Here is a 24,281-nt window from a genome sequence, read left to right as displayed (position 1 = left end):
ATGCTCCGGAAATCAAAGGTTTTCTCCCCCGATGAACTTGATAAAAAGCCTGCAGTCCTTGATATTTCCAACGGGGAGTTGATCATTCCATTGCTAACGGGAGATCAGCCATTCGGCTTCTTTGTTTGCGGTCAGAAACAATCGGAAAGGGTTTATTCACTGCAGGATATCCAGGTGCTTTCGCTTCTCGCCCGGAGGGTAGTGGCATTATTCCATACGGCAAGCCTTTATCAGAAAGACCTCGACCGTCAGCTTATGCTGGAGCGGGAACGCGCCAGGATCTCGCAGGATATGCATGACGATGTCGGGGCAAGCCTCACCCGGATTTCCATGATGAGCGACCTGGTAAAAAATAGGACTGATATCGGGGTTGGGTCCAGGCAATGGCTCGGGCAGATCAGCGATACTTCACGGGGGCTGATGGAAGAGATGAACCAGATCATCTGGGCGCTGAACCCCAAAAACGACAACCTCGAAGGTCTAGTTACCTACCTTCGCCGTTTTGCGTTCGAATACCTGGAACCCACTGCTATAAGCTGTGTCTTCGACCTCCCCGGGGAACTGCCAAACCAGGCACTGAGTGTGGAGGTACGCAGGAATGTCTACCTGGTGGTAAGGGAAGCCCTGCACAATGTGGTGAAACATGCGGGGGCGACGAAGGTTCAGATTTCGTTGGTTATGAATCAGAATGGATTCAGGATTTTAATAAAGGATGATGGAAAAGGATTTGATCCCGGCAAGCTGGAATTTCCGGGTAATGGATTGGTAAATATGAAAAAGAGGATGAATGATATTGGGGGAGGATTTTTGATTTCTTCCGGAATTGGAGATGGTACTGAGATATTAATTGATGTAACGATGTAGCGAAGTATCGATATAACGAATTAACGAAGGATTTAGCACTTTTAATTTACTTCGTTACGTCGATACTTCGTTACGTCGATACTTCGTTACGTCGATACTTCGCTACATTTCTAAAGGGATTAAAATAACACGAAAAGGGGATAGCAATCCCTTGCAGTTCATTGTAATTTAGCAGTTTATTATCAAACCATGTCAGATACAGGCAATTCACCGGGCAATCCCGTCCGCATAGCGGTGGTGGAAGACGATAAAATGGTCAGGGAAGTGCTGGAGATCCTTCTCAACGGCTCTCCAGGGTTTTCGTGTGTTGCAGCATACGGGAACGGTGAAGACGCTGTCGCCGGAATACCGGAAGTGAATCCTGACGTGGTGCTGATGGACATCAATCTGCCGGGCATCAGCGGTATCGAGTGCATCATCAGGCTCAAAGTGCTTGGCCTTCCTATGCTATTCATCATGCTGACCGTATTTGAAGACTCCGATGCCATCTTTCAGTCTTTGTCAGCCGGTGCTTCCGGGTATTTGCTGAAGCAGACCCCGCCGGCCAAACTGCTGGAGGCCATCCAGGATGTGTACCAGGGAGAATCGCCTATGTCGAGGGAGATTGCCCGCAAGGTGATCCAGTCATTCCAACAGCCAGCAGCGAATTTTGTTACGGAAAACATTCTGACCAAAAGAGAAGAAAAATCCTGTCATATCTCGTAAAAGGCTTGCTCTACAAGGAAATTGCAGATCTGCTGTTCATCGGCGTGGAAACCGTCCGCACACACATCCGCCATATCTATGAAAAGCTCCAGGTCCGGACAAGAAGCGAGGCTATTGTGAAGTATCTGAACAAATAAATTCCAAATTCCAAGCACCAAATTCAAAGCACCAAATACCAAACAAATTCAAAATACCAAATTCAAATCAGTTTCTATTGTTCTTTTTGTCCAACTGTCCAACTTTCCAACTTTCTTACCGTCCTATGTTAGCGCTGAAAAATCTGCACGAAGGAATTACCCATAATTGTGAGCTGAATTGCTGGATTTTATTTCCCCTGTAAACAACAATTCCTCCAATCCATGATTTCCCGGATGATTCTGCCAGTCGCCGAAGAGCGCTAAAATCAGATGAAGTAACCATGTCTCTGTTTTTAGCTTCAATTGCTATTAAACCATTTTCGGTTTCAAGTATGAAATCGATCTCCATTCCCGACCGTGTCCGGTAAAATGTCAATCTTGTGTCTAACCCGTTAGTCCGGATAGATTTAAACAATTCGGATGCAATGTAATTTTCATAGAGTTGCCCGCTATCCACAGCGAAACCATATTCTGAAAGATGCCTCAGCAGGCCGTTATCCACCCAGAACAGTTTTGGTGTTTTTACCAGGCTGCTGGTCAGGTTTGTATGGTAAGGCTGAATCAAAAAAGCCTGGTAAGATATCCGGAGATATTCCAGGTAACGCCTGGCAGTTTCCACAGCAATTCCCGAATCTTTCGACAATTCAGAATATGAAAGAAGGTTGGCCGCTCTCAAAGCAGCAATTCTCTGAAATTTCCTGAATGGCTTTAGATCACTCAGGTTGGCCAGATCAGCAAGATCTCTTTCCAGATATGCTGTTGCATAGTCCCTTAACCAAAGCTTCCTGCCTTGTTCTTCAGAAATATGGATTAAGGGAGGCATGCCCCCCCATTTCAGCAAATAATTTTCAGCTTCACAGACTTTTAGCCATGAATCTCCTATTAAAACTGATAGTTCAGAAGTGAGGATTTCATCAATGTGTTTTGCAGATATCAATTTGGAAATCAGGATCGAATTCCAATCTATTCCTTCAGGATAGCAAAGCTCAGATGCCATAAATGGGAAAAGCTCTCTTAATGTAACTCTTCCTGCAAGGGTTTCGCGCACTTTTTTCAGAAGCAAAATTTGAGATGAACCGGTCAGGACAGAGAATTTCAATTCCCCTGCATCAAAAGCGAATTTTATTTTGTCGAATAATGCCGGTTCTTTCTGTATTTCGTCAATCACGGCAGTCCCCACCTCCTGTGCCCACCTGAAAGTGCTGATATTGCTTAACTGGTCCCGGTATTCAATGGCATCAAGGTTATAGTATGGCAAATCCTTATAATATTGCTTGACAAGTGATGTTTTTCCAGTCTGCCTGGCACCTGTGAGCAATAGCAAACGATTCTCAGACTCAGCAGGAAGATGCTGAGCTAACATTCTTTTCACCTGTATATTTTCCCACATAATATGCAAATATACAGGTAATAATTATAAAATAGTAATTAATTTTTAAAAATCGAAAATCGCCCAATCGTCCAATCAACCAATCATCCAATCAACCAATCACTTAATCTCCCCCAGAAACACGCTCCACACCTGCAACGTATCTGGCCCAAACTGCTTGCGGACCTTCGAAGCAAAAATATCAACCTCCATCCTGTCGGGACCTGTAAATAGAGTATCAGAAGCGGAACTGATTTTCACACGCCGTGAAAATGAAAGTCTTCCTTTATAATTAAAATTATCGGTTCTACGCAAAGGCGCGGCAACCTCTATGGAATCGAAAATGAAATCCATGGAATTATAACCAGATGCTGAACAACTGCTCAGAAATTCGGTTATCTGGAAATTTTTCTCATTTGATTCTTGTAATAAGAGGGTTGTAACCCTTATAGTGTCGGACATGAACATGTCCAGGATCATCTGACGGGCCTGACTTTTAAAGGACTCATCCATTTGTTTATCCGAATAAATGTCAAGATAATCGGAAAAGTCCACCAGCTTTTGCTTCGCCTTAACTTCAAATGCCCTCAGTGACTTTTTTGAAAGGTCATCTGATTTAAATTCATTTTTAATGCTCTCCTTTGTTTTAGTCAGTTCAGCTTCCTGCCTGGCGGTATCATCTTTTTCATCAGATCCGCATGATTTAGAACATAACAGCAGATAAGCCAGGATAGCAACGAATATGAATAAAAATTTTCTCATTTATCTGCCTCCTTTTGCCTGAAACGGATAAGCGTAATTTTATCGCCCTGGTATTTGGTGTCCAGTATTTCGATATCCTTTAAACCGGTTGAAGGTAAAGTCAGTTTGTTGATGAATTCCCATTTGTTAAAGAGCTCCACTCCGATAGACTCTTTAGCAAAAACCTGGTAAATCATGGCGCTGTCAGCTATCACAAGATTTAGCTGGTCCCTCCTCTTTTGCCAGTCTTTCACATTCATCGTCGAAAAATATTGTATCATCATGACATAATTGTTCGGCCTGATCTGAACTATTTCGTCGCGGTTGAATTTATCGAGGATGCGGATAATTGTATCTGTTTGATAAAGAGGCGATTTTACCACAAAATGAACATTGACTTTTTCCGTTTTCAGGATGAAACTGCCGTCCGGCCCGCAAAGATAGCTCACCGGGGATTCTCCTTCCAGGAGTACATTGACTTCGATAATATTGTTGGTGACAGGCTCTTTGGTGTCGGCATCATAAAAACGGAATTTATAATCTCTGGTGCTGACCATTTTGAAAAGGATAAACAAGATGCCCAGGATCAGCAGGACTAATAGGGGGATATATATGAAATACCGGTTTGCTTTTTTTGTAGGATTAACAGTGATCTCCCGGCTTGTATTCTTAAATCTGAAATCATCCCAATTGGCATAACCGGCAAACTTGCTAAGCAGGTTGAGAATATCGATTCGCGGCAATGTATCCTTTGCGGTTTTAATATGACTATAAAACCATTTTTCACTGATATGGGCATTCACCTTCTGCAGCAATTCTTCCTGGAAATCAACGATCTCCTGCCCTTTCCAATCCGATATGGAAGGATTAATGCCCGGATATGACTGCAACATGCGCTCCACAATCTTTTGTTTCAGCAATTCGAATATCTGTGAATCTTTATCTTTCACAAAGATGATCAGTTACAGGGTGGTATAAAAGAAAAACAATTGTAAAATGTTTACAAATGGTTTACAAGCGCAATTCAAAAGAAAAAACCGGTTTGTCCCTAATTTCGACTTCTAAATTACAAAATTATTTTGTGTTTAATTTAAAACCCTGACCTTATGAAAAAGCTGATTATTTTACAAATTTTTATTATCGGGGCATTGGCATCCTGCACTTTTGCCGGCAACAATCCTGATAAAGAAGTACTTAAAGCCTTTAATCTGCGGATGAATGGTAAAGTTGACGAGGCAAAAGCTTTACTGGAAACTATCCTTGTCAAAGATTCAACCAACGCGATGGCCCATTATGAAATGGCCCGCCTCAAACATTATATGCTGACCGGGGGAGGAGGAATTAAAACTGAAGATATTCTCACCTCCGTCAATAAAGCGGTAACCTATGATCCCAAAAACGTGACTTATGCCTATTACAAGGCGATCGCCAGCTTTCTGAATGCTTTCATGGCCATGGAAACAGGACAGGGAGATGTGAAGAGATACCTTGAAGAGACCTGTATCCAGTTTGATAATGTTCTTTCCCTGAAACCGGATTATTATGAGGCCAGTTTGTACCTTGTTGAAATATATGGCATGCTGCCGAAGGATATGGGCGGGGACAGCGCAAAAGCAGCAGCTTATGCCGAAAAACTGGGAAAAGCTGACAGCTATTTCGGGGCAAAAGCAAAAGCTGCACTGGCTCCAGAAAATACCGACCTGGTAAAATTCTGGAAGGACCTGCTCGTTTTGGATGGGAAAAATCCTGAACTCTTCATGGAGACCGGTAGGGCTTGCCTGTATACAGATGATCTCATAAATGCTGAGAACTATTTTAATGAGGCGATCAAATCAGATCCTTCGAAAAACATCCTTATTCTTGACCTGGCCAGGTACCACATGATGAATGTCATGCAAAACAAAGATCTGGCCGGAACAGAATTGCCAATTGCCAAAACGTTTATTGAGAAGTATTTAAAAGTTACCCCGGAACCTGTTGTACCGCTGAAATCATATGCGATGGGGTTATTGATGCGGGTTGAAATGTTCCTTGGAAACCAGGCAGAAGCCGAAAAACTGATGGAAGAGGCAAAATCGTTGGATCCTTACTTCTCCAGGGCTTCTGGTATTCCGACATTATTGTTGTTTGATCCACCCGATCAGATTAGCCATCATTATTTTTCTTTTTTCAGCCCGTTTTAGGAATCTGGAGAAATCAAACCAGTTTAGTGTTGCAAAAAGCAATGAAATTTATTACATTTATACGAAACATAATTAAAATAGGAGGAACAAGCCATGTTAGAACATGTACACAAGCACATCATCTCTGAGCTGCAGCAGAGTGCGAAAACGGATATCATTTTTATCCTTTCATCTATTGCTCTGAACCTGATTACCCTTGCTGTCAATGCGGGTATGGTGGAAAAATCACGAACGGATGATACCATAGTGATGGTGATGTTCATTTTTGTCGGGTTGGTCATCCTGATCAACATTGTAGCCATTTTCGGTTTACTGAAAGGAAAACAGACGCGGACAAAACTGTTAAAAGGTTTAATTACCATGTACAAAGACCAGAAGGTCGACAAATATTACGATGAATCGTTGCTCAGCAGTTACAGCGTGAGGTATAACCTGTTTATCATGGTAGTTGTATGTACCGGTATTATAGCCATCATTGTTCCGTTTGTGATGAGATAAAAACATTTTTTTTAATTTATTAACCTTAATAACATGAAAAAGCTTACATGCATTCTAATACTAGTGGCATTTGCTTGTATTGCAAATTCTTACGGGCAAAGGCCGGCTATTGAATTGACCTTCACAAGTGTCAACGACACTTCATATTTTCAATTAAGCAACATCAAAGTGAAGAACCTCACCCAGGGAGGAGATACAATTTTATATTATCCTGACACGGTGCTCGTTTTGAACTATGTTGGCATCAACGAAAAACCGGATCTGCTCAATGAGTTCAGGGTGACGCAGAACTTTCCGAACCCTGTGGCAAACCGAACCACTATCGGCGTGTACGTCCCGGAAAAGGACAAAGTCAGTTTGACCGTTACAGATGTCCTTGGTCACCGGCTCATTACTTCAGAAAGAATGCTGGAGAAGGGTTATCACACATTCCAGTTTGAACCGACAGGCGAAAAGCTTAATTTTTTCACCGCCAGTTGGGAAGGTATCAGCAAAACCATAAAGATCCTGAATACCGGTTCGGGTTCCGGCAGGCCTTGCTCGCTGGAGTATATGGGAAGTGGTAATAATGATACTCCCTTAAAAAGCAGTCCTGCTATCCAGGAGTTTCCATTCAGCCCGGGTGATGAGCTAATGTTTATCGGTTACGCTGATACTCTGGAATCCGGATTCCTTGATTCCCCGGAAACAAGCCAGGACTATGTATTTCAATTTGCCACGAATATTCCCTGTCCGGGTGTGGATTCGGTATATTATGACGGACAATGGTATCATACCATCCAGATATTTAGCCAGTGCTGGATCAGAGAGAACATGAACGCGGGGATAATGATCCCGTCCACGCAGGTTCAGACTGACAACGACATCATCGAAAAATACTGTATGGGGGATGATGATTATTACTGCAATATTGCGGGAGGTTTGTATTTCTGGGATGAAATGATGAAGTATACCAATGAAGATGAAGGGCAGGGTATCTGTCCGGAAGGTTTTCACGTACCAGGCGATCTGGAATGGCAGATACTGGAAGGCGCCGCAGACAGCGGATATGAAATAGGGGATCCGGTGTGGGGAATTAATAGTTGGAGAGGCACCAATGCAGGCGGAAATCTCAAGCAAACGGGTACAACATACTGGGTGTATCCGAATACGGGAGCAACAGACGCTTTCGGTTTTACAGCTCTTCCCGGAGGATATTTTGTTCAGAATGCTTTCTGGGGCATTGGATATAAAGCTTATTTCTGGAGTTCTCATCCATTACAGAAATTCTACCGCAATATGGACTGGAATCAGGCCATGATCCAGAGGTATACGGGTGGAGATGGTACTATAGGTTTTTCTGTTCGTTGTATCAGGAATTAAAACGTGCCGGAAGCGCATCCTATAAAATCGAAAATTATGAATGAATATAAACTAAAAACCATTACTCGCACAGGCATGTGGCTTGCTGCGATTGCCGGAAGTATCTACGGCTTATTATTAACAATCATAGGATATTTATTGGACTATAGTTCTGGTTTACAACCCTTTAATGTCTTTTATATATAGCATCCCTGTTAGTCTGATTGCTGCTATTTTGTTTGGTGTATTTGTGTTTCTTTAATTTCGGGACACCTAACTTCTTTTTAGTCACTTTTCTATTAACAATAGTGTTGGTGATACTCAGTTCATTCTTTATTATTAGTTGGTATTTAAGAAAAGATAACAGCAAAATGAGAAATGAGAAATGAATTATGCTCTGATCACCGGAGCTTCCAAAGGCATTGGTTATGAATTAGCCCTGCTATTCGCTAAAAACGGGCATAATCTGATTCTTGTCGCCAGGCAGGAAAACAAATTAGCTCAATTAGCTGATAGCTTGATAAATAATTATAAGATTCATGTCTGTATTATTCCCATCGATTTAAGTCATCCCGATGCTGCCGGAGAAATTTTCCGACTCGTTCTGGAGAAATCAATTTCTGTAGATTACCTGGTTAATAATGCAGGCTTTTATGTAAAAGGCGCTTTTTCCAAAACGTCCTGGGAAGATGAGCAGAAAATGATTCAATTGCAATGCATAACTCACAGCCAGCTTACAAAATTGTTTCTTCCTGGTATGTTAGAACAGGGAAAGGGAAGGATACTAAATATTGGTTCAACAGGTTCATTTGTGCCTGGTCCATATAATGCCGTTTATTGCGCAGCAAAGAACTTTGTAATGAGTTTCTCAGAAGCTGTTGCCGAAGAAGTGCAAGGTTCAGGAGTTACTGTTACGGCTTTATGCCCTGGTGGGACTAAAACGGCTTTTCAGGATTTTACCAAGAGGAGGAAATCTTTCTTCTTTCCTGTAATGGATGCTTCCAGGGTCGCTAAAATCGGATATGAAGCCTTAATGAAAGGTAAAAGAGTCGTAATACCCGGAACGACTAATAAGATCCAGGTATTTCTAATTCGGTTTATCCCGCGAAATCTCGTTACCCGGCTGACAGGAATGAAAAATAACCACTTATGAAACAAGTCATCTTTGGAATAAAATATCTGGCAAATTATTGGCTGAGGGGAAAGGCAAACCCGCTGATATGCGGCCTTGTACTTCATAATAAATGTAACCTTCGGTGCCGTCATTGCACTGTGATTGATCGTCCGCCGGCAACCATGAGTTTTGACGAATCGGTTCAGGTCATTGATACTTTTTATGCTGAAGGAGGGCGTTGCCTTTATTTAGAGGGCGGGGAACCAATGATATGGTATGATCATTCTTACAACATGGAAGACATTGTTGACTATGCGAAAAAGAAGGGATATTATTCAGTTATTATTTATACCAATGGCACACGACCAATAGAATCGGGTGCTAATACAATTTTTGTGAGCGTCGACGGACTGCATGATACACATGACACATTGAGGGGGAAATCCTTTGATAAAATAATGGACAATATTCAGCAATCAAATCATCCTTCGATTTATATCAACTATACGATAAATTCAGTAAATAAAGAAGATATAGCTGGTTTTTGTGAATATGTAAGCAGGTTCCCACAAATCAAAGGCACATTCTTTTACTTCCATACACCTTACTACGGATATGATGAGCTTTACCTTGATATGGAGGCAAAAAATGAAATTTTAGTGAACCTGCTGAAACTGAAAGGTAAATATAACATACTAAATTCTTCTGCCGGACTTAAATCTGCAATCAGAAACAACTGGAAGAAAAACCTGGATATATGCAGCGTCTATGAGGATGGTAATTATTATACCTGTTGCAGGGAAAACAATAATGGTGAAGTATGTGAAGATTGCGGTTATTTAAGTTACGCAGAAATTGATCAGACGCTTAAACTTAAACCCGGCGCTATAGTTAATGCACTGAAATATTTTTAAATTTTAAAAACGGGCTTTGACAATATTGATGATGCATGGGAAAAATATAATAAGTTTTGCATTAGCACTCTTTTCTGCATTAATACCTTTAATGGCCTTTGCGGAAGAAGAAATTGATATTAAATACATATATACCCAAACCGACTCCAGCTACTCATTTTATAGCAGCTTCAAGATAAATGCTAACCCGAAATGTCTACTTGAAATATCTTTTAACTATGAACATATTCGCTCACTGGCAATGGATGCAAAAGAAGTCGTGTTAATTGACCAGGGCAGTAACTGGAACCAAATCAGTTATACCTATCAGAAATTTATCTTTTTTGAAAATACGACAGTTTGGTACAGGAAACTTGATGAAGAAAAACAAAGAGTGGATTTTACCCTGGTATCAAGTCAGAATAACCAAACGATAATGCCCCGGCTGATTTCGTCTTCAGGTTTTTACCAGGTTAAAAAGCAGGAGGAATATGTTATAGTGGAATACTATCAGCAATGCAGGCTTGCAGAATCATCTTTAACAAAAGTATATCTGAACAGGGTGAAAAAAGAAGCAATAAACTTCATGTACCTGTTTTCGGAATATGCCCTTGAACACTGTAGCTGGTCATCATTGCCTGATAATTAATAAACGATCTCACGCTATGATCACTGATTATTTAAGAAATAGGATTAGTAAAAACTTCACCGGGCAGGACAAGGTAATCTTTGACCGCAATATTCCATCCCAAGAATTACTGGCTGAAAAAATCAGGGACATTCAGGAAGCCGGTATTTATCTCCATATTCCGTTCTGCAATCAAATTTGTCCGTATTGTCCATATAATAAGGAGATTTTCAGGTATGAATCGTGCCGGAATTATAAAAATGCCCTTATAAAAGAAATAGATTCCTACATTCCCCTTCTAAGCAATAAACCGGTTACCAGTTTCTATATCGGAGGAGGCACGCCAACCACGATGATTGGAAATGGAATGGAGCAGATCATTGATCATATTTACAAGCATTTTAATATGCAATGCCATGTTCATATGGAAAGCCATCCGAATCACCTGACACATAAAAATCTAGATGCAATAGAGGCGATGGGTGTCAGGTATCTGAGTATTGGCGTTGAAGCCTTGCAGGACCGGCATCTGAAGTCCATTGAGAGGCCTTACACGGTTGCAGAAGTGAAAAAAAGCGTTGAGCGGGCAGTGGGAAGAAACTTCGAGTGTGTGAATATCGATTATATGTTTGATTTGCCCGGCCAGACTGCTGCGGAGGTTGAACAAGCAGGCCATGATATGGTGAACCTGGGCATACACCAGGTAGCGACTTATCCCTTATTCAGATTTCCTTATACACGCCTGGGAAGAGAATCTAATAATAATGGAAATGCAATTGCTACAATGTTTCGTCGCAGGAAATTACTGGGAATTCTGGAGGATATCTTTTATGATTCCGGGTTTGAGCGGTCATCAGTATGGGCATTCACGAAAAAAGGAATAGCTAAATATTGTTCTGTTACCGTGCCTCTGTACCTTGGGCTGGGGGCAAGCGGAGGTTCTTATTTGAAAGATGTTTTCTATGTAAACACGTTTAATGTTGCAGAGTACATTAAGGCTATCAATGAAGGAAAGTCGCCAATTGCTTTGTCACTTGATCTGTCTGAAGAAATGCAGATGGCAGGTTGGCTGTATTGGCGGATTTATGAAACCAAATTCAGAAAAAGCGATTTCCAGGATCGGTTTGGTGTAAGTTTTGACCAGAAATATGGGAAACAGATTAAAATGCTGTCGCGACTAGGTTATTTAACAAATGGCAGCGATCAGATTTGTTTGTCCGATAAAGGCACGTATTGGATCCATGCTTTTGAAGATTTTTTCTCCATCGATTATATCAGCAAACTCTGGGGCACTTCAAAATATAATCCCTGGCCGGAGAAGGTGGTTTTGTAAATCTTTCTGAAATTAGTTTGATATGACAAATAAACACAAGTCACAGTAAATTAATTGTTTGATATAATGTTATAAAGCAAAAACCATTAAATGTTAACAAGATGAGATCAACAATTTCCAGATCCGATAAGCTAGTCAATATATTGGCTCTTGCTGTAATAATTATAATAAATAGTTGTGATTATGCCATTCATCAAATGAGTGAAATAGTTGTAGATAAAATGGCCGGAATGAATGGCAGCTTTGAATTTACAAAGTCAGGATTACCTGTAAATTGGCTCCTTTACACGCCAAAAACGGTTCCTACAGGAGATTTTGAAATAATTGTTGATTCTATTGAATTCAAGGAGGGAAAGCAATCATTGAAATTCATAGTCCGGGAATGTTCTTCTGCTGGTGGGTGGTATTCTCCCGGATTTTGCAATGAATTCCCTGCTAAACCAGACGAATCTTATAAGATTAGTTTCTGGGTTAAAAATAATGGAAGTGGTTTTCATGTACGAATTGGTGGTGTGGGTTATTCAACGGGGCAATATGAAACGATAGTCAAATCAGATGAAACAATAGACAATTGGCAGCTATATGAATATAAATATGAAATTCCTGAAAAGATGAATGCGATCAGGTTTGAATTAAACATTTTAAAACCCGGCATTTTCTGGATTGATGATCTACGGATTGATCAGGTTTTATAGGATTTTTCAGAGATAGTATCCGCTGCCGACAACCCATCCGAATGGTTTGAACAGGAGTACGTATGATCGCTTAGGTTGGGCCGTAGTCTGGCCCTCCCTTGGAAACAAGTACTCGACATATCCGCCACCGGCTTTACCTTTTGCAAGGAATTCCTTTACGAAAAACGTGCCTTGTTGATCCTTATCCTCAAGCCGGTTTCTTCCCTCCACATCCTTTCGGCCATACAAAACCACATTAACGCCTTCCTCCGTATCGGCCCAGAAATATCCTCCGGTACCATAACTAAGTTCCCGCAAAAGGTCGGCGCCAAGTTTCTTTGCCTGCTCAAGGGTCATTTCCCCCTGTTGATATTTTGTGAAAATTGCCTGAAGCATGCTGACCGCTGTTTCGACCTCACACTTGACCAGCAGATCCTGTGCTGCCGAACCTGCCGGTTTTTCAGCCTGTGCACACGCAAGCTGACATAATGAGACCACACTCGAAAGAACCACAAGAACTGTCATCAATGCCCTTTTCATATTTCCTCCTTTTTTATAGTTGCTATTAAAAATGTTGCAAAACAATATTCTTTATCATTTTTACAAAAATATAATATAAAGATGGCAAATCCAAAAAATCATTAGATAGTTGGCTATGGAAAACTTAAAGAGAAAACCTGTAAGAAAAATATAGAATAATATTGAAATCATTTGGATATATGGTTCATTGTTTCTAAATATCATTAAAAAGGAGTTTCACTACCTATATAACAATCAATACCATATGCTTTAAATGCTTTTTCAATATCCCTTAATTTTTCATTTGTCGGAATAGGAAAGTTGCTCCCAAGATAATTATTATTAAGCATTGGATACTTCTCCCTGCCTAAATGATGTAAAGGCAAAATGTTGATTTCATTTCTTCCTGTTTTTTTAATAAATGAAATAATTGAGTCGATGTCTTCTTTCGAATCGTTAAAATCGGGAATTAATGGAAGTCGAAATACTAGTCTTCCGTCAAATTCTTTTGAAAGTAGTTTCGCATTTTCTAAAATCAGTGAATTGCCGGCATTTGTGGCCTTTTTGTGTTCCTGACTATTAAGATGTTTAAGGTCGAAGAAAATCCAATCAATGTACGGAATAACAGCTTGAAAGTTTTTCCATGGAATATTACCGCAGGTCTCGATAGCAGTGTGAATATAGGCATGGTGACATTTAGAAAGTATTTCTTTTACAAAATCTATCTGCAATAATGGTTCTCCACCTGTTAATGTTATTCCGCCTGCACTGCCCCAAAATTGTCTGTCGCGCTGGATAATTTCAAAGAGCTTTGAAACTGTAATTTCATATCCGCTTAATCTCAATGCATCGGTAAAACACTCATCAATACAACTTTGTTTTTCGCATACAGCACAAAGTTGCCTGGAAATTTTAAGTTTTTCATTTTCGATTCTAATTGCATTTTGCGAGCAATTGCTTATGCAATTACCGCAAGCAATGCATTTTGAAGAAAAATACAATAGCGAAGGTTTCCTATTGATGCCTTCCGGATTAGAACACCAAAAACAATTCATGGTGCATCCATTCAAAAATATTGATGTTCGACATCCGGGACCATCATGTACTGACAGTCCCTGAATATCGAATATATAACCTTTAGAATCGGAATGGTTATTGTTTAAAATCATTGCATGTAACTGCGTTCATTTCCGGATAAGCTTCATATTTGCTCATGCATGTTCCCCAATCGTTACCGTATAATAAAAAATTTGAACAATGTTTACATTTCTGTGCTTTTTCAAAATTATTACATGCTTCATCGTCGGCATTTATGTTGCTTTTATCTCTTTTACAAATGCCTTTAAAAACATCTGTGTTAAGGTAATATTTACAATCGTAGTGTATCACATTTATTAATTTTATCCTATTTGTTCATACTCTGTTCGCGCAATAACTTCATCTTGTATTTGTTTCCCGAGTTCAACCCAATATTGAGTAAATCCTGCTACCCGCACCATTAGTCCCCTGTATTTTTCAGGATTTTTTTGTGCATCTTTAAGCATTCTGGAATCAACAATATTGAACTGAATGTGGAACGCTCCTTTACGAAGGTAAGCTTTTATCATTTCTAAAAACTTCCGTGAACCTTCCCTTCCCTTAACAACCGAAGGATGGATTTTCATATTCAGCTGAGAATTCTGAGATAAAGCATGATTGTAACAAGTTGCAGAATTGAATAATGCATAAGGACCATTTTTATCAGATCCCGGATAAGCAGAAACAGATCCATCGGCAAAAGTAGTTCCACATAATCTTCCGTCAGGAGTTGCTAACGTTACAGCTCCCATTGGCGCATGTGTTGATACTGATATTTGACATGAATACATAGGTTTGTCATAAAGTGAACGGTAATTTTCACACATTTTGCTAAACCATATTTGCCATTCTTTAAAAATGTTGTCGACATATTTATCATCATTTCCATATTTGGGAGCATCAAGGCAAAGTTTATGAATTTTCAGCCAATCCATATAGTTTTTGGTTTTAACTTGTTCAATTAAGCTATATGAACCGGTTTCTAATGCCGATAGATAACCGAAATTTGATTCTATTGCAGCTTTGAGTTCTTGTAGTGATAATTTTTTCTCATCAATAACATTTTTCTTTATTGATGCTAATGAATTTACAAGATTTACACCTCCGCAAATTTCAACATTAAACGTTCTGTTGTACCGGCAACCTTTATGACTGATATCTTTCCCCACTTCCAAACAATCCGGTTTCAGCATGCTATTTATAATTGAGGGAGAAATTTTACCCCAAATGTCGTGCTGTATATTGTTTGCAAGGGTCAATACTTCAACCGTAATGCTAAAATACTTTTTAAAAACAGTCCATATTTCTTCATACGACTCTAATTTGGAACCATGTGCAGGATAAACACGTCTTCCTGTTCGTTTGTCCAGGCCATCAAATAAAACTGCTTCGAGTACTTTTGGAAGGGAAATAAAATGTACACCAACACTTGTTGCAGGTGCGGAACCGCCTGGTATAAAATATGTTTCTTCGTTAAGTTCAAGAGGCATCCAGCTTCCCGGTGAAGTTTCAAGACAACCTCCAATCGCCCATGCTCTTGCTTCTTCGAGTTGCATACCTTCTTTTTTGAAATTGTTAAGAAGAAACTCCATTGCAACCCTATTGTTTATCCATGCAGGATATCCTGTTCCAATTTTAGTACATTCAATGCCCTTTAATAAAAATTCTTCGGGTAATTTTTCATCATAAAGCAGACTAAGTGTTGGTTGAGGAGTATCGCAAGACATAGCTGACTCAAGGATAAGCATTTCTAATTCATTTGCTGCACTATCTCCATCTTTATCTAATCCACCAATGCACAGATTGTTAAACGTATTTCCGCTTAAAACTCCACCAACTACGCCCATTGACGCGAAACAGTCTAATTCTGTGAATTTCATGCGCATACACTCAAGAAGCTCAATTGTGCATTCTTTTGTAAGAATGCCTTGGTCCATATCCTGTTTCCAGAAAGGGTAAAGAACCTGCCCCAGACGACCCGGTGATAAGCCTGAAATTGCATCTTCGTTAAGGACAGCAACATGAAATATCCACACTAATTGAAGTGAATCGTGAAAAGTTCTAGGCTTGTTTTTCGTTAGCCATTCTAATCGCTCAGCAATATCAAGATATTCTTCTTTTTGAGTCTGATTATCCTCAAGCGAAGCCATGAAGCGAGCTTCTTTAGCATAATTCATTATCCACGTTTGAAGACCTTCAAGCATTATATAAACGGCTTTATAAAAGTACAATCTGTCCATGTCAGGATAACCGGCTGTTTGGTCTTGTTTTTCTTTGCAAATGTTTTTTATCCCTTCGATTCCAAATTGTAAAGGATAATAATAATTCATTACTTCTCTGCCTTGCGGAAGTGTGTATCCTGAATCGAACATACATATTACGGCACGCATTATCTCCTCTTTTGTATTATAGTCGGGAACAAGCTGCTCGTATTTATGACCTACATCATCAACTGATTTGTTAAACCATTTTTTTGCAGTTTTTATTAAAATCGGCATTTCTTCTTTTCGCAGACCAAATTTACCGGCAATGGAAATTACATTACCTACACTTTTTGTTACATTTCCACCACCTTGTCCCATGGTGGTTACTTCATCGGCACTTACTTTTCCTGATTTTTGAGCTTCTTTGTATAATTCATCTTCTTTAGCCAGAAAGAACGCTTCCGACAGCCATGGCATAGGATAAGAACCACGCAAATAATTTGCTTTTCTCATAGCCAGTAATTCTCCCGGTAATATGGCTGGAGTTAAATGTCCGAATCCTGCCTTTAACGCTTCGGCTCTTCTTATTATTGGAACCTCACCTTCCACTTCTTCCCATCGTCGTGTATACCAATAGGGAAACTCAACTGATGCAGATGACTTTGTTTCAAAATACATCTGGCGTGCCTTTTCAACACGTTGTGTGGGTGCTTTTTTTGCCTCTCTTGTTTGAATCTCGCCTTCCGGCTTTGTTCCATAATAGTTATAAATATCAGTGGAACATTGTACACAATCTTGATTTTCTGTCATAATACTAAATATCAAATTATTATACAACCAATAATTTAGGGCCATATTCTATTCTGTCACCTCAACCTTTTTAAGAAAGTTTTTGACAACCAGATTATATTCATCTGGCTTTTCAAGATGATGTTCGTGAGATGCGTTCTGGAAAATGTATATTTCAGAACCGGGGAGTTTACTCTGGTAAAACATTGTGGTAGCGGGAGTGGCTTCATCAAATTCGCCGCAGGTAAATAAGGTTGGAACCGTGATCAGGCTCAGCTGTTCACTCAGGTCCGCATTCTTCAATGTACCCATCGCGGTAAATTCACTGGGGCCCCACATATATTCGTACACATCTTTTCCAAATTTTTCCATCGCCCTATTCAGGCAATCGGGCCAGGGGTCAAGCCGGCAGACATGTTGACGATAATAATACATCATGGCGTCCTGGTATGAGGGAGATGCGAAATTTCCATTTTCTTCGTACTTTCTGATTGTATCCTGGATGTTCTGCGGAAGTTGTGAAATCCATATTTGTTGGTCGGCAATCCATTTCGGAGCATTTAAAAAGGGGCCGGAGAGAATCAGGCTTACAATACCTTCCGGTTTTTTCCGAAGCACATATTCAACTGCAAGCATAGTTCCCCATGATTGGCCCATGATGTGAACCTTTTCGAGATTTAACGCTGTGCGCACCTGCTCCAGTTCTTCCACGAAACGTGCTACATTCCACAAAGTGCTATCCGAAGGTTTATCGGAATTGCCGCATCCAAGCTGATCATAGAAAATTACCGGACGCTCGTCAGCAAGTGCCTCCAGCGTCTCAAGATAGTCATGGGGAGCTCCGGGCCCGCCATGCAATGTAAGCAACGGAATACCTGTTTTATCTGCACCTACGATCCTGTACCATACCTGACCTCCTGTGACATTTATCATACCTTCTTTTATTGAAGGAGCATCATCCTCATTTTTGGACCCGCACGAAAACAATGTCATAATCATTGTCAATGTCAAAATCAAATTGGTTTTCATAATTATTCCTCTTAAAGGTTACAACTCATTTATTTGTTTCCGCTTTATTCCAATTGCTGTTTTTCCATTGAACGCTAACAGACAGATTTTTATCGGACTGTAAAATCACAGTTAGTCTCTGATAAATCAACAATAAAATTCTTTAAATACTCCAGATAGCAGTACATATGATCGAAATCAATAAGGCCAATTTCATCTTGTGGGGTTTGGTAGTTTAGGAAATTCCCCATGGTGAATGTATGAGCGGGAATATCATGGCAAACACGACCGAACGCTTGTTGTTGAACGAATTTGAGTAAGTTGTTGAGTTAAACAATCTTGCTTTGGTTGAGTTTGATAATGTAAATATAAAATCTTTTCTTTGAACTCCGGAGGATTTTCTAAAAATATTTCCGGTTTCAACTCGCCTGAATGCGCTTACTTACGGAGTGATCAGGGATTATTTTCCTTCTCTTTATCCGCCTGTTCTTTTTTTAACTCCATGGTCAATGCAGTTAACCCGCTAAGGCCACCTAATTGCATAGATTCTACTGCCGAACTTGGAACGATCACGATGGTGGCATTTTGCTTTAAACCTTCATAAAGCATATTCATTGCTCTCAGGTGAAGAGCGATAGGATTATCAATATAAGTCTTAGCTGCATCCCCGAACTTTTCCGCTACCTGCCGTTCCGAATCTCCCAGTATTACACGGGCCTGCCGTTCTCTTTCTGCCTGTGCCTGCATCGACATGGCATCCTCCAGTGCCGGTGGAATCAGTACATCCTTAACCTCCACCGAAATAACGTTGACTCCCCAAGGCTCGGTGCGCTCGTCAATGATCTTTTGAAGCTCTGCACTGATTTTTTCCCTGCCTTCGAGCATATCCGAAAGCATAGTCTTGCCGATTACATCCCTTAGGGCTGTTTGCGATGCCCAGCTTATGGCACTTTGATAATCGGCTACATCGAGAGCTGCTTTTTTTGAGTCGATCACTTTCCAGAACAGGACCGCATCTACATCTACCGGGACCGTATCTTTGGTCAGGGTTTTTTCTGTCTTGAAAGTTGTCGTGATCACGCGGGTATCAATCCAGAAACGGACAGCATCGATTACCGGGATGATAAAAAACAGTCCGGGACCCTCAATGACACGGAATTTACCCAACCGCAATACCACCGCCTTTTCCCACTGATCCGCGACTTTAATTGCGGATGAAACAGTAATGGCGATAATAAAGGTTATGACGATGATACCCACAATTCTACCAGCATCAGCCGGACCGCTGTACGAATAATAAGCTAATCCTCCACCGATGGCCAGGATAAGTACGAAGATCATTGCTGCAAAAGTGTTAAAACTTCTCATTTCCATTCCCTCCATAATTTAGGTTCATAAACAGGCATTATTTTGGACATTCTAAAAAAGATAAAGATACCACTTTTTTTTGAAATATATTCAATTTCAGGAAGATAAGTTTATAAGATTCTTAAAATAAAATTATACCCCAGGCTTCCCTAAAAATAAAAAACCTCTCTAAGGTATTAATATAGAGTTGTATTTTTTTATTTTTATTATCCCATAATTTGCAGAATGATCTGATACCCAAAGTGAATCAATCAAACTTCCAAATTCTATGTTTTTAAAATAACTTTTGGAATAAAAAATTCTATCAATCCAGTTTTTTTCATACGTCGAATCTACATCATTTAACCCAATTTCTTTAAATTCATTTATTTCACCAGTATAATTAAAGTCACCCAACAAAATAACCGGTTCATTAATCTGTTTTAAATAATGAGCAGTATTCGGAATACCTTCTTGAATAGGCAAATAATGCAATGACATAGTATGTAAAGTAGTCGAATTATTAATTTCAATTTTAGCATCTAGTATACTACGCTTTTGCCATTTGTCAACGTATTCTACTTCTATATTATTAATATTAAGTATCTTATACTTTGTCAATATTGCGGTTCCCCATTCTCCATATACTGGATAAATTCCATAAGGATCGTTATATCCATGTGCTCCAAAAGCATAATTCATATTCAATTTAGCAGCTAACTCTTCAAGAAAATTTTTAACCTCTGCATTATAACGATTTCTTGGAACTTCTTGTAATGCAATGATATCAGGATTAATCTGTTTTAATACATCGGCTATGTTTTGAATTTGTGCTTTATTAGCGCCAATTTCTTCTTTTTCCCAAGGGTCTTGAATTGCCTTAAATCCTAAATGTATGTTATAAGTAACACAAATAATTATCGAATCATTATAAGATTGTTTATTAATGTTTTTAAAATATGAAGTCCTATTATTTTCATAATCATATGGTTCCTTGTTACAGGAAATTAAAATAAATAGTACAAAAAATAGATAAATGATTGTAGCTCTCATCTAAAAAATTATTGCTGCTCCCTTACACCCGCCATCCCTGTGGTCCTATAAACACACCAGTAGGGATGTGGATAGGCAATGGTGTATAGCGTGTTAGTTTAGTTCCACCTGGATTTGTTTTTAAGAATTGTTCTTTTTATTCTTGATTAAGAATTTTTTTCTTAGGAACTTTTGCTCCTGCTTGTCGCGCTTCACTTAGAGCGATGGCTATTGCCTGCTTGCGGCTTTTTACAATTCCACCTTTACCGCCCTTGCCTGATTTTAATTCTCCATGCTTATATTCATGCATGACCTTTTCAACTTTGTCCTGAGCTTTTTTGGAATATTTAGCCATAATTATTTGTTTTTAAAAATTGGAGGTGGTTCATCAATGCGGGTGGGGTCGATTTTTACGGGTTTGTTTGGAAGCGGATTGCCGGTTTTTTTTTGTGGATTTTCTCCTTCTTTTCCTGCTGATGGTTGATTTGACTTGCTATCAGACTGCTGACTGCGTTGGTCAATTTTATTTTTTTTCATTTTTATTTAAATTATGTATGATAATCACAATGCAAAGGTGAATACCCTTATAACGATAAGTGTTACACATTTTTAGAAATAAGTTACATCATTCACATATTTCAGAGTATACTATTGCACAAAACGTTGGCGATAGGACGCCAATGGAAATTTTAAGCCAAATAAAAATAGCTTGAAAATATTTAGAGACTTTTTCGGAGTTTATTGTGTGTTGGTTGACTATCAATTAAATAAATCATATCTTTGAAGAACCAATATATAAATGCCATGAGATCAATCGTGCTGCTATATTTTGTATTGAATTTCTGTTATCTGTCTTCTTTTTCCCAGGAAAAGTCATGGGAATGGAGCATTCAATCGTTCTCTACATGTCAGGATATGGCCGTTGACATGGTGATCGATGATGCGAATAATTGTTATCTCAGCGGAATTTATGACTCGGGTGACTTCCAAATCGGAGATTCTGCTTTCTCCGGTCAGGATGGAGACTTCAGATCTTTTATTTCAAGCTTTGACAGAGAGGGAAATTTCAGATGGGCAGTTTCTCTTCAGAAGGAGCCTGCCGGTCCCTACGGGATGGTTGCTGATTGCTTAATGGCGGTTGATGCCCAGCAAAATCTATATGTAACGGGCACTTTTGATTTTTCTGTCGACTTTGGTGATACGATACTTTATTCCCTTGGTAACTGGGACGTGTTTGTCGCTAAATACGACAGTTCGGGGCAATTTATCTGGGCGTACCATATCGGCGGGCCAAGCGTTGACCGGGTCGGAGACATCAAGATTGATGACCAGGATATTATCTATCTTGGTATGTATCATTCCAGGCCTCTGTTGGATAATTATGTAATCTATGGCAATAATGATACGACCGTGAATTTTAGCGACTATGCTGCATCAGTCCTTTCCCTTCAGGCCAATGCTGAATTCTCATGGCTTTCCTGCGGTACATCTTCCACAGAGGTGCAAACCAATAACCTTGTTCTGGATAATGAGAATAACCTTTATGCGCAATTTTTCGTGATCGGTGAGTTCCTGTTAAACGGGGACACCATAATAGGAGATCTCGAGCCATATACGCACATCATCATTCCTTACGCTGCGAACGGCCATCCCGGGGATTACATAAAATTCGCTCAATATTGGCTCACTGATATGGTGATCGACAGCCATGGTGATTTTATAACGATCGGTGACTTTAATTCACCACTCATCATCTTGGGTGACACGTTAAATCCTGTAGGCTATTATGACCGGTTACTGGTGAAATATGACCACCAGATGGAACCTGAATGGTATATTACCATTCCAAACATTACAGGGACGAGTGATTTTTCACTTGATCTGGACCGGGATGACGGGATTTATATCAGCGCTCCTTTCGAGGGCGAACTGGTCCTTGGAGATACCATTCTGCCGTGGGAAGGTATGAAAGGCCTGTTTATTGCAAAATTGCACCCTTTCGGAAACCTCAATTGGGCTATTACTGTTCAGGGTACTAACTTTCATTACAGCAGTGCACTGAATCTTGATCACTGTGGCAATATACTAATTGGAGGAGGGTTTAATGGAGAAATATATTTTGGAGAAGACACACTCAGCAGTTCCCTGGACATTCCCGAAGTATTCATAGCAAGGCTTTCCAACGAGATGGGGTTTCTTAACCTGGGAAAAGACACGGTCGTCTGCGGAAGCCTGCTGTTATCCTCCCCTGAAGGATATCATTACTACTCCTGGAACAATGGTGCTTCATACGAAGACCATTTTGTGGCGAATGAAACCGGCTTATATTCGCTTTTGGCAGTCGATGAACATTATTGCACCGACATGGATACTATCTTTGTAGAGATCACGCCACTGCCACAGGTGGATTTAGGCAGCGATACCCTGATTTTTATTTCAGACACACTAAATTTTTCTGTTGATCCTCAAACCGACTCCATCCGCTGGAGTGATGGTTCAACAGGAGTGGGTTTTATGTTTAGAGCCATTGATTATGGTGAAGGATATCATATAGTTTGGGTACACCTTGGTGAAAATGGATGCTACAAAGCTGATTCCATAAGCATCCATGTGGTTGATAATTCATTTCTGGACGAGCAGACATTGATGATAGACCACTTATACCCCAATCCTGCAAAAGATAAGCTCTATTTTGATTTAAGCCATATAGGATTAAAAAGTTATAGCGACCTGGCGGTTGAAATCTTTGATCTCAAAGGACAACTGCTGTTGAGTGTATTGATCAATAGTTTAGATGGATGCACTCATCCGGGTTGTGTCCTGGATATTTCCACCCTTACCGGCGGCATGTATTTTCTACTATTAAAAGAAGGTCGAAAAGTGATTACTGAGAAGAAATTCATTGTCTTCAAATAAAGTGTGAGATGACCTCATGTTCTAAACTTCCTTAAAGTTCGGCAATTAATTATTTATGGCAAAAACCACTCCCTCAATTCCTTATTTGCCAGCAGCCGTTTCACCAGCCCTGTCAGTTCTGCCCTATCCATTTCACCGTAATAGAAGCGATTGAACAGGATTTCTTTTTCCGGCATTTTCATCACATCACCTTCCTGGATTCGATAAATATGATAAGGATGGAAAGTTTATGGGTTACATGGTTCTCCCATCTATGAAATTGTAAATTTTACATGTCTGAGGCATTTTTTCGCACTTTAGGGCAAATTTATCCCTTATAATTATTTGCCTTTCCCCTTGCTTTCTCCTCAAAAAATCACTATCTTTGTAGCTGAAAATCAAGTCTTAATTTCCCTATTCGTGGCATAACTTTGTTTTAACTTAAATGTCATGAAAAAAAGAGTTTCTATTACCGGTTTGGTGGTTCTTGTGTGGATCACTATTTTTTTAGGTATTGATCTTAACTCCTATTCCCAGGAGGAAATTGCCCAGGCAACCCTCCAAAATGATGAGTTTATCCTGAAACTGCCTAAAGCAAGCCTGAGACATACAATGGCTGATACTATCTTGCCAACGATTTGCAATTCCGGGCAAGGGCTGTTGCACTATGAAATTATTTCAATACAGAATAATGAGAAAGGTTGCAATTATAATTTCAAGGGCGGCAGAAATTCAACTGCAATCCCTGAGGATTATACTGAATCAGAATTAAAATTCCTGAGAGAGCAGCAACGCCTGATGGATGAACAATATCATTATGAAGTGCAGCAACAAATAAGGAAGGATAAAATGGACATCGGTTTAGAAGAGATCATTAAAGGCTTTTATATGAAACCAGTTTTCTGATTAAGAAACTCATTCCATTCACCA

General features: G+C 39.8%; 25 protein-coding genes. 14 read left to right on the top strand and 11 right to left on the bottom strand.

Going from position 1 to position 24,281, the window contains the following annotated elements:
* The 3 genes from M0Q51_05745 to M0Q51_05735 all read left to right on the top strand — a co-directional run bounded on the left by M0Q51_05745 (position 1) and on the right by M0Q51_05735 (position 1,706).
* Positions 1-864, top strand: a complete 864-nt coding sequence (locus M0Q51_05745) for a GAF domain-containing sensor histidine kinase (protein MCK9399483.1) — start codon at positions 1-3, stop codon at positions 862-864.
* Positions 865-1,053: 189 nt separating this feature from the next.
* Positions 1,054-1,569, top strand: a complete 516-nt coding sequence (locus tag M0Q51_05740; GenBank protein ID MCK9399482.1) for a response regulator transcription factor — start codon at positions 1,054-1,056, stop codon at positions 1,567-1,569.
* 5 nt (positions 1,570-1,574) lie between these two features.
* The gene (locus M0Q51_05735) at positions 1,575-1,706 is read left to right on the top strand and encodes a helix-turn-helix transcriptional regulator (protein ID MCK9399481.1); all 132 of its coding nucleotides are present in this window, start codon (positions 1,575-1,577) and stop codon (positions 1,704-1,706) included.
* Positions 1,707-1,821: 115 nt separating this feature from the next.
* On the opposite strand, the gene M0Q51_05730 is transcribed toward M0Q51_05735, so the two are convergent.
* From M0Q51_05730 to M0Q51_05720, 3 genes are all read right to left on the bottom strand, one after another.
* Complete coding sequence (locus M0Q51_05730) at positions 1,822-3,096, bottom strand: ATP-binding protein (GenBank protein MCK9399480.1); 1,275 nt, start codon at positions 3,094-3,096, stop codon at positions 1,822-1,824.
* A gap of 99 nt (positions 3,097-3,195) precedes the next feature.
* Positions 3,196-3,837, bottom strand: a complete 642-nt coding sequence (locus tag M0Q51_05725; GenBank protein MCK9399479.1) for a hypothetical protein — start codon at positions 3,835-3,837, stop codon at positions 3,196-3,198.
* Entirely contained in the window at positions 3,834-4,766 is a 933-nt protein-coding gene (locus M0Q51_05720) for a hypothetical protein (GenBank protein ID MCK9399478.1), read from the bottom strand. The genes M0Q51_05725 and M0Q51_05720 overlap by 4 nt, the downstream gene beginning before the upstream one ends.
* Before the next feature lie 156 nt (positions 4,767-4,922).
* Between M0Q51_05720 and M0Q51_05715 the strand changes: the two genes are divergently transcribed.
* The 9 genes from M0Q51_05715 (at position 4,923) to M0Q51_05675 (ending at position 12,501) form a co-directional block, all read left to right on the top strand.
* A complete protein-coding gene (locus M0Q51_05715) occupies positions 4,923-5,999 on the top strand; it encodes a hypothetical protein (protein MCK9399477.1) in 1,077 nt (358 codons plus the stop codon).
* Between the two features lie 93 nt (positions 6,000-6,092).
* Positions 6,093-6,497, top strand: a complete 405-nt coding sequence (locus M0Q51_05710) for a hypothetical protein (protein MCK9399476.1) — start codon at positions 6,093-6,095, stop codon at positions 6,495-6,497.
* A gap of 33 nt (positions 6,498-6,530) precedes the next feature.
* Positions 6,531-7,859, top strand: a complete 1,329-nt coding sequence (locus M0Q51_05705) for a hypothetical protein (GenBank protein ID MCK9399475.1) — start codon at positions 6,531-6,533, stop codon at positions 7,857-7,859.
* Between the two features lie 36 nt (positions 7,860-7,895).
* Positions 7,896-8,045, top strand: coding sequence for a hypothetical protein (locus M0Q51_05700; protein MCK9399474.1), 150 nt, complete (start codon positions 7,896-7,898; stop codon positions 8,043-8,045).
* A 178-nt stretch (positions 8,046-8,223) separates the two neighbouring features.
* Complete coding sequence (locus M0Q51_05695; protein ID MCK9399473.1) at positions 8,224-8,991, top strand: SDR family oxidoreductase; 768 nt, start codon at positions 8,224-8,226, stop codon at positions 8,989-8,991.
* Positions 8,988-9,866, top strand: a complete 879-nt coding sequence (locus M0Q51_05690; protein ID MCK9399472.1) for a radical SAM protein — start codon at positions 8,988-8,990, stop codon at positions 9,864-9,866. Before M0Q51_05695 ends, M0Q51_05690 begins: the two co-directional genes overlap by 4 nt.
* 91 nt (positions 9,867-9,957) lie before the next feature.
* The gene (locus M0Q51_05685; protein MCK9399471.1) at positions 9,958-10,494 is read left to right on the top strand and encodes a hypothetical protein; all 537 of its coding nucleotides are present in this window, start codon (positions 9,958-9,960) and stop codon (positions 10,492-10,494) included.
* A 16-nt stretch (positions 10,495-10,510) separates the two neighbouring features.
* Entirely contained in the window at positions 10,511-11,806 is a 1,296-nt protein-coding gene (locus tag M0Q51_05680; protein ID MCK9399470.1) for a radical SAM protein, read from the top strand.
* A 101-nt stretch (positions 11,807-11,907) separates the two neighbouring features.
* Complete coding sequence (locus M0Q51_05675) at positions 11,908-12,501, top strand: hypothetical protein (GenBank protein ID MCK9399469.1); 594 nt, start codon at positions 11,908-11,910, stop codon at positions 12,499-12,501.
* Between the two features lie 6 nt (positions 12,502-12,507).
* Here M0Q51_05675 and M0Q51_05670 read toward each other — a convergent pair whose 3' ends face one another.
* The 8 genes from M0Q51_05670 to M0Q51_05635 all read right to left on the bottom strand — a co-directional run bounded on the left by M0Q51_05670 (position 12,508) and on the right by M0Q51_05635 (position 20,993).
* Positions 12,508-13,020, bottom strand: a complete 513-nt coding sequence (locus M0Q51_05670; GenBank protein MCK9399468.1) for a cache domain-containing protein — start codon at positions 13,018-13,020, stop codon at positions 12,508-12,510.
* Positions 13,021-13,223: 203 nt separating this feature from the next.
* Entirely contained in the window at positions 13,224-14,168 is a 945-nt protein-coding gene (locus M0Q51_05665; protein ID MCK9399467.1) for a glycyl-radical enzyme activating protein, read from the bottom strand.
* 231 nt (positions 14,169-14,399) lie between these two features.
* Positions 14,400-17,090, bottom strand: a complete 2,691-nt coding sequence (hpdB, locus tag M0Q51_05660) for a 4-hydroxyphenylacetate decarboxylase large subunit (protein MCK9399466.1) — start codon at positions 17,088-17,090, stop codon at positions 14,400-14,402.
* 48 nt (positions 17,091-17,138) lie between these two features.
* Positions 17,139-18,098 (bottom strand): proline iminopeptidase-family hydrolase, encoded by a 960-nt coding sequence (locus tag M0Q51_05655; GenBank protein ID MCK9399465.1) that lies wholly within the window; start codon positions 18,096-18,098, stop codon positions 17,139-17,141.
* A gap of 432 nt (positions 18,099-18,530) precedes the next feature.
* On the bottom strand, positions 18,531-19,451 hold the full coding sequence (locus M0Q51_05650) for a slipin family protein (GenBank protein MCK9399464.1): 921 nt from the start codon (positions 19,449-19,451) through the stop codon (positions 18,531-18,533).
* A gap of 162 nt (positions 19,452-19,613) precedes the next feature.
* Positions 19,614-20,477 carry an endonuclease/exonuclease/phosphatase family protein gene (locus M0Q51_05645; GenBank protein ID MCK9399463.1) on the bottom strand — a complete coding sequence of 288 codons (864 nt, stop codon included), beginning with the start codon at positions 20,475-20,477 and terminating at the stop codon, positions 19,614-19,616.
* Between the two features lie 136 nt (positions 20,478-20,613).
* Positions 20,614-20,811, bottom strand: coding sequence for a DUF6496 domain-containing protein (locus M0Q51_05640; GenBank protein MCK9399462.1), 198 nt, complete (start codon positions 20,809-20,811; stop codon positions 20,614-20,616).
* Between the two features lie 2 nt (positions 20,812-20,813).
* A complete protein-coding gene (locus tag M0Q51_05635) occupies positions 20,814-20,993 on the bottom strand; it encodes a hypothetical protein (protein ID MCK9399461.1) in 180 nt (59 codons plus the stop codon).
* Between the two features lie 267 nt (positions 20,994-21,260).
* On the opposite strand from M0Q51_05635, the gene M0Q51_05630 reads away from it, so the two are divergent.
* Entirely contained in the window at positions 21,261-23,372 is a 2,112-nt protein-coding gene (locus tag M0Q51_05630; GenBank protein MCK9399460.1) for a T9SS type A sorting domain-containing protein, read from the top strand.
* Positions 23,373-23,801: 429 nt separating this feature from the next.
* Entirely contained in the window at positions 23,802-24,257 is a 456-nt protein-coding gene (locus tag M0Q51_05625; GenBank protein ID MCK9399459.1) for a hypothetical protein, read from the top strand.
* Positions 24,258-24,281 lie beyond the last annotated feature (24 nt).

Source organism: Bacteroidales bacterium, assembly GCA_023229505.1.
Classification (GTDB): Bacteria; Bacteroidota; Bacteroidia; order Bacteroidales; family JAGOPY01; genus JAGOPY01.
Note: the sequence above shows the minus strand (reverse complement) of the source record. Positions and strands in the feature narration are given on the sequence as shown.